We start from the raw sequence: 12,480 nt of genomic DNA, 5'->3' as shown, positions 1-12,480 counted from the left end.
TTCATAACGAGAAAGGTGAATCAAACAACAAGAAAATGCCCCTTGCAAGCCGATAAAACTTGCAAGGGGTGTACTTTGTGAAATCAGGGAATATAAAACAGGGCAAACTCCACCCTTCGTCGTTTGACAAGCCCTCTGAGGACTTTGCCCTTATATCGACAGAAAGAGACAAACTCACGGTAGAAATTCCTGTTGCCCGACTCTATCTTCCGCAGCAATTGGCTCTTGGGATGTTTGCCGTATCCCAGCAATCTGCCTGCTCCTATGTTGTAGGACAGGACGGTAAGCAGCAAAGCATCTTTTCCGTAGTCTTTGAACATCATCAGACGCTTCGTCAGGTCTGCCCGAAGCAGGGAATCCCCCTGCCGTTCTGTCATCGCCGCCGTGAACCGCTCTCCGGGCAGAAGCCGATGTCCGTAACCTACATAGGGATAATCCTTCCAAGAATGTAAGCCCTCGAAGTGTTTGATGCAGACAACGGCACGCTCGAATGGAGGGAGTGAGAGCAGGAGATTTCTTCCGTCCTGAGCGGAAAGGCGGAAGTAGGAAAGGCAGATAAGACACAAGAGGGCAAGTTTACTTCCTATCCTCATCCTTCCTCTCCTTTTCCTCGTCCTTCTGACTGTTGAACTCAAACGAGAGTTTTGCCGTCTGCGAGAACGAGTCCTCGACATACACATCAATGGTCTGCTGGTCGGAGGAAGCAGAGGTATAGTATAGCCTGAACTCCTCTTTCGTAAGCGGGTAACGGTCATTGGGCTTGAAGACCGTGCCGTCGTCCATCTTCAGCCGTCCCTTTCCATCGCTCTGAAAGTACCTGATGGTATAGTGGGTATCGGCAAAATTGCCCTCCCTTTTCAATGTACAGCGTATCTCCGCCGTCTGTCCCTTGACGATGTGCTTCTGCACCGGCATTGTCTCTACCGTGAACGGGTACGCCTGCTGAATATCCAACTCGTGATTACAAGCAGATAAACAAAACCCGGCGAGGGCAAGCACTCCCATTACCCATATTGTGTTTACAATTTTCTTCTTCATTGTTTGTTATCGTTTTGTTGTTATACATTGTTCCCTGCATTCTTGGAAAGCAGAAACTCATTCAAATCCTTGTGGTCGGCATACAGCGAGCTGCGGTCAATGACCTTCTCCCCGAAGCACTCATGCAATCTCCGAAAAGTCCTTCGCCCCGCATCGTCATTGTCGAGGAAGCATTCTATCCTTTCATAGCCCTGCAAGGCTCTTACTGCCTTCTCCACGTTGGAAACGGAATTAAGGACAAGCCTATCCGAAGCGATGATACCGAGTTGCATGGCGGAGAGATAATCCATAAAGCCCTCAAAAACGGAACACACGTCCGAGCCGTTACACTTCAAGGAAATATCCTTCGGCGGTATGCAGCCTTTGAAAAAGCGGTTGCGAAGCTCCAATCCTCCGGCATCGTTACGAAAGCCGATGGCATAGTACCGTTTGCCATGCACACGGTATCGAACCTCCTCGCAGTTGGGTATGGCAACGTGGGCATTGACACCCCGTTCTTTCAAGTAGCCCAGCAGTTTGGCATCCTGCAACGGTCGCACCCAAATATCATTGAAGACTGGTTCTTTCTTTTCGCTTCTTTGCGGTTGTTCCAAAGCAGGCAGCGGACACGTTCCGCTCTTGGCGATGAATGCCGCCCGCAGGAGAAAATCACCGCATCCGATAAACTCTCCTGCCAAGTCGAAGATGTCGCCGCCTTTGCCCGTTCCAAAATCGAACCAGACATTCTTGGCGGTATCGACTTTGAAGGAGGGTGTCCGCTCCGTGCGGTACGGAGCGGAATACCACAAAGCGTTTCCTTTTTGTTTGGTCGGATGAATCCCCATTGCGTTCAGGAAGTCCGCAATGGGAATCTCTCTCATCTGTCGCGCGTCCATCAGTCCAGCATGATTTTCAGCCCGACACCGTACTGCGTATGGAAACGTCCCGTAGAGCCTCCCCACAGGCAACGCTCCCTGCCATAGAGCAGCAACACCAACCTGTCCGACAGATAGGTCTCCGCCTGCAAGGTAACGGCACCACCGTAGATAAAGCCGTCCTTATTGCGCAGCGTCGAGCCGTCAAAGAGCCGTTTCTCTCCGCCATTGACCGTCTCATAACCCGCCAAAGCGGAAATGCCTGCGGAGAGGAAGAAGGTCTTGCTTCCGTCTGAAAGCACGTTACAGAAGAAACCTCCCTCGCCCGTGAACTGTTCCACAGGGATACGGCTATTCCGATAAGGATGGTATCCGCGGAGATACTCCACCCCGAACACCCATTGATGTCCGCCTTTCGTGTAGGTGGCAAGCGAAGCCCCGAACGAGTATCCTGTCTCATTCTTTGAGGAAGCGGAATAAAAACCGTACGCCATGCCTGCGGTCAGGCGTATGCCTTTCATCTTGGGCAGACAGCGTTGGGCGTGTGCCTGCCCTAGAAAGAGGGCAAGCGACACGACAAACAGGAAAAATGCGAGCTTTCTCATATCACTTCACTTTGAGCTCGTCAATTACTCTTGCACGAACAAGATCTTCGTTCTCCACGATGAAGGACTGGTGTCTTCCTCCGTTCTTTTCGTGCATCTCCACAATGAGATGTTTGTCATCGGGGATGGTGAACTTCTGAAGCGTGAACACCGTGCGACCGCTCTTCCGTCCCGCCACGCAGGTAACATAGTTGTAGGCACGCAGCGGAAGCAGCACCTGCTCCTGCATGGCGGTCTGCTTGGCGACCTTCTTGTCCACGATTTTGAACGTGATGAAGTCGATGTCGAACGGCACGTTGGACTTGTTGCGCAGTTCCGTATGGAAGTACAGCAGTCCGTTATGCGAGTACAAGCCTTTGAGCAGGTACTGAATACCGAAGGACTTGCTGCCGATGTGCTTCACCGTCCGCTTGTCCTCCTTGTGAATGGACTTCATTATGAGCCTTACCAGCATCGGACTCTCGCTGCCGAGTTCCTTCAGATAGACCTCCATGGCGTTGTTCGGGCGGTTCACGATCGCTCCGTCATGGATAAAGTCTGCCATTTCCACATTAAGTAGTAGTGGCTCGTTTGCATACTTGACATTAAATGTGTAAAACGCACCGTTTTCCGTGATGACACTCATGTTCGTCTCTTCACGGAAGTCCTTGACCGTCGCTTTCACACGGATAACGTTTTCCGCTCCGTCCGCCTTCCCTGCAATGAGATTGGGCGAACCCAAATCGACATAGCGCACGGCAGACGGAAAGATGATGTGTACCGTCTTGTCGTAGGTGATTTCCAAGCCGTGGGGCGGTATCATCCGCTCGAAGGCAATTTTGCGGGTCAGCCCCTGATAGAGGTCTCCGCTTGAAGTCGTTTCCTGTGCGTTGACACAGACTGCGCCCAGCCTCATTCAGAAGCGGTAACTTACCGCAGCCATGAAGTTACGGCCGGCGGCCGAGATGCCAGAACTGTAGGGACGATAGCGAAGATTGGTGATATTTTCCAGTCCAAGGTGCAACATCAGACCGTGACCAAAATCGTAAGAACCCTTGACGTTGAGCGTCAGCCAAGCCGGAACATAAGGATGTCCCTGTTCGTCGAGAGCATAGATTTCCGTCTTGCCGCGCTCCTCCTCTGCCAGATCTTCATACTTTCGGTGTCCCTGAAAATCGGCATAAGCCTCCACATGCAGTGCCTTGTGGCGATAAGACAGGGCTGCCGTTCCGAAGAAAGGAGCGGCATGACGCAGGGCCGATGTGCTGCCGTCATCGAGTTGCTCCTTGCCTTCCTGCCAGTTGAGGAAGGATCTAAAACCGAAACCGAAAGGCAGGGTGGCATCTGCCTGGAACTGAAATCCCCAGACCCGTGCCCAGGCTGCATTCTGCAAAGCCAGAACCTGACTCTGTTCGCCTTTATAAACGATGGAGTCCTGACCGTTCCAGCGATATGGCCGGCGCACCAAAGCATTGTCCAAATAGGTGTAGAAAGCCGTCGCTCCCAACCTCAACCACTGGCCCAAACGTTGTTCAGCCCCCACTTCGAAATGGTGGCCGTACTCGGCATGCAGGTCAGGATTGGGTACGACGACAGCCTTGTCTACGGCATCAAAGAGTTTACCCATGTCATCTACGTTGGGACTACGGAAGGCACGGGAGTAATGGAACGTGAAACGATTCTGCTCTGACGGAGTGTAGACCAGGGCTATTCCTCCGGACAAAGCCCCGTGATTGGAAGTCACATTGGGCGCAAAAGGCAATTCTATGCCGATGTTGTTAAAGTCGGCCCGTGTGGAAAAGTGGTTGTAGCGCAGCCCAACCTCCATATTAACCTTGCGGTGCAGACGCAGCAATGTCTGCGCATAGGCAGCCAGCGAAGTCCATTTTGCCTGGGGATAACGCGAAGAAGTCGGGGCTTCTGCAAGAGAATGTATGTCGGTAGTCTTGCCTCTCGACTTTACATCATTGAGCACTCCCTCCACACCATAATATAAGGAGTGGGCCGAAAGTTCCTTGACGAAGTCTATATTGAGCGAGTAAGCATTCACTTTCTCGGTCTGCGTGGTACGCAACGGCTTCCCGAGCGCACGGTCTATGCGGCTTTCCTCGAAATGCTGCACGGCGGCCCGGAGCGTCATGCGGTCAAAAAAGCGGTTGCCGGTAAAGTGTGCAGCGGTCAATTGGTGCATCTGCCAGATCTGCGGTCCATATGACCATTCGGCATAACGCGGCTTTCCCTTACGCAGACGGGTGTGGCGGTCATAGCGGCCATAGTCTGTGGTTTGGGAGTGGTGGAAGGCATACTGGAAGTCCCATGCGGCCGATGGCTGGAAACGTAACTTCTGCATCACATTCCATTGACCATACCCGGAGGGCGACTGCACTTGTGGATTGGGGTTGGGCAGCACCTTGTCTGTACCGTCGGAAGCCGTTTCTACAAGCCATGGCTTGAGGTATTCTGACGGACCATGGCTGCCCTGCCGGAGGTCATCAAACTGAAAATGGCTCACACTGGTCACCCATGCCCACTTCCGTCCGCCAAGATTGATGTCGAAATGGCCTGTGCGCTCATTGTTGGCAGAGGAATATCGCACGGCTGCTTTTCCCCGCACGCGCAGCCCATCGGCAGAAAGCGTAGGAGTGAGAGTCTGAAAACTCATGACTCCACCAATGGCGTCACTGCCATAGATGACGCTTCCGGGCCCGAGACGAACCTCGGTAGACTGCAATGCAAAGGGGTCGAGGGAGATGACATTCTGCAAATTGCCCGCACGAAAGATGGCGGTATTCATCCTCACGCCATCGACAGCGTAGAGAAGACGGTGCGTGGCAAAGCCACGAATCATCGGGCTGCCCCCCCCCTGCTGGCTTTTCTGGATAAAGACCTGACCCGAAAGACCAAGCAGGTCGGCCGCTGTCTGAGGCTGGCGGAAATCTACAGTCTCTGAAGAAACCGTCACAAGACGTTGTGGCAAAAGCCAGGAGTTCTGTGGCCAACGCGTGGCAGACACCACCACCTCATCTATACGGATGGCCGTACTGTCGAATATTTCCTCTTCCTGCACGGCCCAAACAGGCTGAAGTGCAAAGAGGAAGGACAGTAAGAAAATATTGTGTTTCATAAATTAAATATTTTGATTCATAAATAACAAGGCCTATAGGTTAGCGGAGTACCAGGCGCCCGGACTTTTTAAATTCTGCACTTTGACAAACATAGAAGTATACACCGGAAGCCAGTCCGCTTGTGGAGAGTTCCTGCCAGACATTGGGAGTAAGGACAAGAGTACGCACTACCTTGCCGCCGGCATCATAAAGCGTCAGCCGAAGTTCCTGGGAAAGACCACGCGGAAACAGCCGGAACGACTCTCCGGAAGCCGCACTCAGCCGGTCGAAGTCCACATCCCTGTCAAGAACCTCCAGTCCCTGTATGGACGTAGGTACGTCTTTCTTTCCCCTGATCATGTTTTTTACGGTCTTTGTATCCGTTCCTTTGGGTGTCGTGACGGTCAGGGTTACGTCATAACTTTGGTCAGCGGCAAGACGAACCTTGGGATTTCTTACATGCTTGTCGGAGATATAAATGGGCTCCGGAACAAACTTCCATTCCCAGGTGGCATGATTCTGATTGACGATGGAATAACTGTCGAACTGCCATTCCTCTTCGCTCTTGTTTTCTCCGGTTCCCGCAGAGAGCACAATCGGCTGTGCCACCGGACGGAAGTCGGAGTCAACCAATGGGCGTTGCCAAACGCCATTGTTGGTGGCTATGCGGATTTGTCCCTCTTTGTAGAAAGGAAGCATGCGGGTGATGGTCATCACAGGGGGCAATCCTTCGGAGAAATCCTGCCAACCATTGGTCGTGTCATCGCGATAAAGAATGCGGTGCCGGTACACACTATAGGTTTCATCCAAGGTACGCATCACACCTGCAACGGCATAAACGGCATTCTTGTCATTGCCCGTCAGAATAATACGGCTCACCATTTGCTTCTCCCCTGTTGCAGGAAGTTGCAGGTTCTGGTCCATCTTCTCCCATGTAGTGCCGCCATTCCTGGTGCGGAAAAGGCCTCCCAACTCATGCGTAATCACCCAAAATTCCTGGTCGTTTCGGGGATGTATGGCTATCTTATAGTTGGCAGAATTGCGCATTTCTTCGGGCACATCAGCAAGTAGAACAAAGGACTTTCCTCCGTCTTCAGAGCGGTAGATATGCCCAACCGTACCTACTAAGATAACATCAGGATTGACGCGTGATACGGCATAGCCGCTCACATTCTCGCTGAAAGTATAGAGTTGCACAAAACTCTCACCATCGTTGACCGTCTTCCACAACGACTTCGGTTCCTCTCTTCGGTTGATATAGAAACTCTTGGCATAGCGCGGATCGTACTCAAAGCCGATGCCATAGGTTGCATTTTCAAGTGGGAATGTCTCGTAATTAGTGAACGGGGTAAACTGTTCCTTCCAGTCATCCGGCAGGTAACAACTGCCATAATCAGAGAAAGCAACTTTGCGTGGATTACTCAAGAAGACATATCCCGTAGAAACCTCGCTGCCTCCTACGCTAATAGCCGCATCCTTATAACGGTCGAGTTGCACCATGTTGCCGTTGTGATTGCGGCCACCTGCCATCACATCTTCATTCCATCCCATATCAAATCCCCAGAACTCTGAGGCGTAAATACCATTGATGCGGGGCTCTGCATGATTGTCGAAAAAGTCGTTGGATAATATGATTCCGCCATCGGTCGAGAGCCATGTCTCTTCTCCAACCACCTTCAAATCCTGCATATCACAGTGGAGATCGAACTTACCGTAATAGCCTCCGACATTGGTTATTGTCTCTCCGCCATTCGTAGAGCGGTACAGATTCAGCAGTCCAAACAGAATCGTTTCAGGGTCTTTGGGAGAAGGTTGTACCACAAGGTCGTAAAATCCCTGGCCTCCCCACTTGTCGAAAGACTCCATTTGGCTTCCGATATTTTCGTTCGCAGTCCATTGATTACCCCCGTCCTTGCTTTTAAACAATACCGGAGAACCGCTGAAAAACGGTATTTTGAACGAATTCGTCCCTTCAAGCTTGCATGCCAGAATATAGATATAATTCTCTCCCTGAGGAGCAGAAGATACGCCTATACGGCCAGATGCCAAAGGAGAAACATCACCCAAACTATGCCTTTCAAAACTTTCTCCGCCATTGGTACTTTTGCAAAATACCATCGTTCCATCTTTTGTGATCAGCGAATACAGCACATTGGGGTCACCTGGCTTGTACTTCATGTCAAAGCATCGGCCCGAATCTACCTGCTTCCAGTTCTTACCATTGTCGGCAGACTTATAGATACCCCTGTCATTGGCCATCAACAAGATGTTGTCATCCACAGGATGTATCACGACATCATGCACGCGTGTAAACACGTTACGGAATGCCGCCGGCGTGATATTCTCCCATTTTGTACCGCCATCGGTCGTCATCCAAACCAAAGAACCGCTGCTTACGACCACCTTATTGGAGTTGTTTCGAGAGATTTCGATTGAATTGACAGGGCCGCCAAAGAAATGATTTGCTGCACAGACGTTCCAACGAAGTCCCTTGTCTACGGATTTGAACACCAGTCCGGTTTCCGTACCGGCATAAATGATGCTTGGATTTTGCGGAGAAACATCGAAACGCTGCACGTTGGTCTGCCAGGCACGCACCTTTTTGGTATCAACATGATAAGTATTGATAGGCGTAATGACCTTCCAAGGCTCCAAAGCAGCATGGCCCTGAGCGCGCGTGGCAGGCTTTGCAGATGCTGCAACCGCATTGATTTCATCGACCTTGGCCACATAATCAGTCTGCCGGGGCACCACAATACGGCCATCGGGGCGCACAAATGGCGCGTAGGCTTTCTGCCAGCGGTAAAAATAGTTGAGCACAGGTTTATTGAGCGGTGTCTTGGTTTGCATGGAAGGATTGTCCTGCTGGAACTTTATGAACCGATCTATCATGCGATAATAGTTCAGCGTATCAATGTTTTCCAACTCCGCCATCCATGCAGGCGCACCAACAGGAAGGCCTACCGGACTATAAGGCTGATAAAGAGCATCAGTCGTTTTGGTTTCCTGGGCATGTATCCCGCTAAGTGCGGTGCAACAGAACAGGGTCAGAATATATTTTTTCATCATCATAAAAAATTAAAGAAACTAAGGTAAAACAGATATTTACTGAATGAGAATTTTTCCGAATTGCTTAAAATCGGCAGTGCGCAACTCATAGAGATATACGCCGGGAGCAAGCCCGCCGGTGGAAAGACGCACCTCTGTGTCGGTGGCAGACAGAGAGAGTCTGCGCAGCAAGGCTCCCTTGGCATTGTGAAGCGTGAACGTCTTAGCCACGGGCAAGCCACTGATGGCCAGCCGAAGTTCGCTGCCCACTCCAACCATTTTTACCTCAGGCGCAATGCCTTCGGGCTGTTGAATGTCTGTGGCGGCGTTGCCGGTACGGATGAGTTGGCGCATGGTACGCGAGTGCGTACCTTCGGGGGTGGTGACCTGAAGCGTCACATCGTAAACACCGGGGCGACCGAAGCGCACGCGGGGATTGCGTGCAGTGGCATCGCTTACCCATTCGGGTTCAGGAGAAAACGACCAAGCCCACTTGGCTTTATCCTGATTGACAATGGAATAACTGTCAAACTGCACCTCCATTTGCGGTGTTGCCATAAGGTTTCCATTTCCCAAATTAAGTGCCATGGGCTGTGCAACAGGCACAAAATGAGGCCTCCGCAGCGGTGCCTCCCAAATGCCCTGGTTGGTAGCAGCGCGCAGTTTTCCCTCCTTGAAGAAGGGCGCCAGACGTGTGATGCGTGCCCCCGGATTCAGCCCATCCGAATAGTCTATCCAGTCTGTGAGGGTGTCGTCCTTGTAAAACACCGACGCACCGTCCATGGTAGCCAGGTACACTCCGTTGTGCTCATCGCCGGCCAGCACCACCCATTGGAACACGCGGTTCTTCAAAGCAGGCGAAAGCGGATTGACCCATGTATGGCCTCCATCGGGCGTATAGGCCACACAACCGGGCCGGTTATTGTGCACATGCCATACCTTGTTTTCGTTTTTCGGGTCAACTGCGATGCTTGATGCCACCGAACCCACATAATCCATGTCGAAGGCCCGGGTTGGCAACATATCCCAACTGGCCCCGTTATCTGTCGAACGGAAGATATTGTAAGCCCCTGCCAGATAAATATAGTCGGGATTGGAACGGGCAAAGGCGTAACTGTAGATCATCTCGCCCTCGGTGCTGTAAAGACGGCGGAACGTACGCCCCTCGTCTTCAGTGAGGTATAGTTCGTCATCGTTTTCGGTAGAACGCATGATGAACCGGCGGGCAAAGCGCGGGTCAAAGGCAATCTCTCCATTGGTGCGAAGGGTCTCGTAGGGCTTCTTGGACATATCGTTGTAAGACAACTGCGGTTTACCTCCGCGGGATTCGGGAGCGATGACCATGGCTGCGTCGGAGAAATAGGCCTTGCGTGGTCTGCTGAGCATGACGTGTCCGGTAGACTGTTCCACGCCACCCACGTGGAGCGTATTACCCTGTCCGTAGGCCGAAGCGTGCAGCACGTCGCCGTTGTGCCACCGTCCGCCGGCCATAATGTCCTCGTTCCATCCCTGCCCGAAGCCGTGATAGTCGGCCGCATAGATACCACTGTGGCGATTTTCACCTTTGGTAGCAAAGAAGTCGGCAGAGTATTTGACACCACCATCGGTCACGATCCACGTGTCATTGCCGGCCACGGCAATGTCCTGAATGTCAGGATGCATGTAGTCATACTTGATATATCCGCCGATGGCATTGGCACTGGCACTGCCCTTGCCGCCCTGCGTAGAGCGGTAAGCGTTGCAGAGACCATAGATGACATGGTCGGGGTTGGTGCTCGAAACGCCAAGCGTCATATCGAAATAGCCCTGCCCGCCATTGGGCAAATCAGCAAAACTGGAAAAGGTGTTCTTCCAGTCGGAGCCACCGTTCCGGGTGGTCTGGTCGTGCCAGTTCCTTCCTCCGTCTGTACTTCTGAGCAGGTATGGCTCGCCCGCGCCACCCATGACACCCATGTCGTACCCCCCAAGCGAGCGGGTAACTAGGGCATAAACATAGTCTTTGCCACCGGGAGCCGCGCTCACGGCAAGCCTTCCGGCAGCCACAGGCGACACGGGAAGCGCCGACGAGTTGAAGGTTTCGCCACCGTCTTCGGAGATATAAAACTGAAAACCGCTGCCTCCCTGAGGCTTAACAAGCGCATAGATACGCAAGGGGTTGGACGGCTGCAATTCGTGGTCGTGCCCGATACCGTTCAAGGTCTGACGGTAGGTTCTGCCACCATCGCGCGAAACGAAGAAGCCTCCGTAAGCATCATCGCGTACGCCTGCGCACACGGTGATGTGAGAAGGGTCGTTAGGATTGATGCGAATGCTGTTGACCCGGTTTTGGATTCCGGGTTCGCGATTCCACGTCTCACCTCCGTCAGTAGATTTCCAAAGGCTCTGTCCGCCGCCCACATAGACGATGTTCTCATTGGCAGGCGACACATGGACGGCAAAAACAGACCCTCCAAAGTCGTGATTGCCACGGCAGGCCTTCCATGTCTTTCCCTTGTCGGTGGTCTTGAACACCACTCCGGTCTCCGTACCGCAATAGACCACATTGTGGTTGGTGGGTGCCACGGCAATGCGATACACGCACACCTGGGCATCCTTCTCCTGCCAACCTCCTTCCTTATGCTCGTAAGTGGCATTGGGTCCGATATTCCGCCACAGGGCCGTTGCGCCCGAACCGCTTCGTGTGGTGGGCCTCAGAGTGGCGTTGTGCGCATCAAGACGGGCCAGATATTGGTCGAAGGTGGGAAGCACGATACGACCGTTGCCGCCCACGTAAGGACGATAGGCCTTTTCCCAACGGCGATAGAAGTTGACCGCCGGCTTGCGTTCTATCGTCTTAACGCGGGCGTCGACGTCATTGGCCAGCCACGCCCTGAAGAGCGAATCCATCTTTCGGAAGTTGGCCGAAGAAGGATTTTTGGCAATCTCTGACATCCAAGCAGGAGCATCTACAGGAAGAGGTTCGGGGGTATAAGGGTCAAAGATTCGGGCCGACTGCGACCAACTCTGACCGGGCACTACTGCTACCAACAGCAGCAACAGCCAGTTAAATGTAATTTGTTTCACTATAAATATATTCTTTCAAAAAATCTATCATTTAAGTCTAAGCAATTGGCTATGAACAGCCTTATGAGTTATGAAATGCAGCAGGTAATGATTTGGCGACCTATCTTCTGCAATGACATACAACGCTTTGCATAACTCGAATAACCTGTTGCAAAGGTAACATTTTCTACGGAGAAAGACGAAACTTCCTCCGTTTTTCTTTTCTAATAGTTGTCTGTTCAGACAACAACTTTCATTCTTTTCGCCTTATTCCCCATGATTATGGCAGCCTTTCTTGTGAAGGCTGCCTTTCATTTTTTCGCTCTGTCCTCTGCGGTGTTCCTCTCCACCTTCCATTCTATGTATTCGCATCGGGATCGGTTGTTCGTTGTCAGCGGCAAAGGTAGTTCCGGGCTTCTACGGACAAAAAAGGTCGGGGCGGCAAGCCGTTTAGACGACAATCTCCACACTTCCATTTCATTGCAGGTAGTATTCTCGCCGTAAAACCTTGTTTGTCCTAAGCCCTACCTTTTTAAGCCCCTGAAACGAAAACGACCGACCCGAAGGAAATACGCAAAAAAATGTCGGAAACACGAGGACAAAGAATATGAAAAATGGAAACTCTGGCTCCCTCACCTCTGGAATCCGCATAAAATCAAAATATGGAGTATCAACTCTTTGCAGAGAGTTGCGAGTCCAACGGGTACGAGTTTCTATCCGACGGAACATTATTCAACTGATAAAAACATAAAAGACAATGAAAGACCCTTGTACATATCATTGTCTTTTAGAGTTTTACTCTACATATAC

Annotated in this window: 9 protein-coding genes and 1 pseudogene; 1 reads left to right on the top strand and 9 read right to left on the bottom strand. The window is 51.8% G+C overall.

Annotated features, from left to right (window positions below):
* Positions 1 to 83: 83 nt before the first annotated feature.
* The 9 genes and pseudogenes from P150_RS0115060 to P150_RS0115025 all read right to left on the bottom strand — a co-directional run bounded on the left by P150_RS0115060 (position 84) and on the right by P150_RS0115025 (position 11,691).
* Positions 84 to 593, bottom strand: a complete 510-nt coding sequence (locus tag P150_RS0115060; RefSeq protein ID WP_028898424.1) for a lysozyme — start codon at positions 591 to 593, stop codon at positions 84 to 86.
* Complete coding sequence (locus P150_RS0115055; protein WP_028898423.1) at positions 577 to 1,038, bottom strand: DUF3872 domain-containing protein; 462 nt, start codon at positions 1,036 to 1,038, stop codon at positions 577 to 579. The genes P150_RS0115060 and P150_RS0115055 overlap by 17 nt, the downstream gene beginning before the upstream one ends.
* Before the next feature lie 20 nt (positions 1,039 to 1,058).
* A complete protein-coding gene (locus P150_RS0115050; RefSeq protein ID WP_028898422.1) occupies positions 1,059 to 1,913 on the bottom strand; it encodes a toprim domain-containing protein in 855 nt (284 codons plus the stop codon).
* Complete coding sequence (locus P150_RS0115045; RefSeq protein ID WP_028898421.1) at positions 1,913 to 2,497, bottom strand: conjugal transfer protein TraO; 585 nt, start codon at positions 2,495 to 2,497, stop codon at positions 1,913 to 1,915. Before P150_RS0115045 ends, P150_RS0115050 begins: the two co-directional genes overlap by 1 nt.
* Position 2,498: 1 nt before the next feature.
* Positions 2,499 to 3,392: a conjugative transposon protein TraN gene (gene traN / locus P150_RS0115040; protein ID WP_028898420.1), complete on the bottom strand. Its 894-nt coding sequence runs from the start codon at positions 3,390 to 3,392 to the stop codon at positions 2,499 to 2,501.
* Entirely contained in the window at positions 3,393 to 4,862 is a 1,470-nt protein-coding gene (locus P150_RS18075; RefSeq protein ID WP_369793338.1) for a TonB-dependent receptor plug domain-containing protein, read from the bottom strand.
* 288 nt (positions 4,863 to 5,150) lie between these two features.
* Positions 5,151 to 5,600, bottom strand: a pseudogene (locus tag P150_RS18235) (TonB-dependent receptor plug domain-containing protein); the annotation flags it as partial.
* Positions 5,601 to 5,640: 40 nt separating this feature from the next.
* On the bottom strand, positions 5,641 to 8,514 hold the full coding sequence (locus tag P150_RS0115030) for a hypothetical protein (protein ID WP_155953031.1): 2,874 nt from the start codon (positions 8,512 to 8,514) through the stop codon (positions 5,641 to 5,643).
* A 171-nt stretch (positions 8,515 to 8,685) separates the two neighbouring features.
* Positions 8,686 to 11,691 (bottom strand): hypothetical protein, encoded by a 3,006-nt coding sequence (locus P150_RS0115025; RefSeq protein ID WP_051617650.1) that lies wholly within the window; start codon positions 11,689 to 11,691, stop codon positions 8,686 to 8,688.
* A 261-nt stretch (positions 11,692 to 11,952) separates the two neighbouring features.
* Here P150_RS0115025 and P150_RS18070 point away from each other — a divergent pair, with 261 nt between their 5' ends.
* Positions 11,953 to 12,174 (top strand): hypothetical protein, encoded by a 222-nt coding sequence (locus P150_RS18070; protein ID WP_231477619.1) that lies wholly within the window; start codon positions 11,953 to 11,955, stop codon positions 12,172 to 12,174.
* Positions 12,175 to 12,480: the final 306 nt, after the last annotated feature.

This window comes from Prevotella sp. HUN102 (assembly GCF_000688375.1).
Classification (GTDB): domain Bacteria; phylum Bacteroidota; class Bacteroidia; order Bacteroidales; family Bacteroidaceae; genus Prevotella.
The sequence above is the reverse complement of the archived record's forward strand: the minus strand, read 5'-3'. Positions and strand labels throughout refer to the sequence as shown.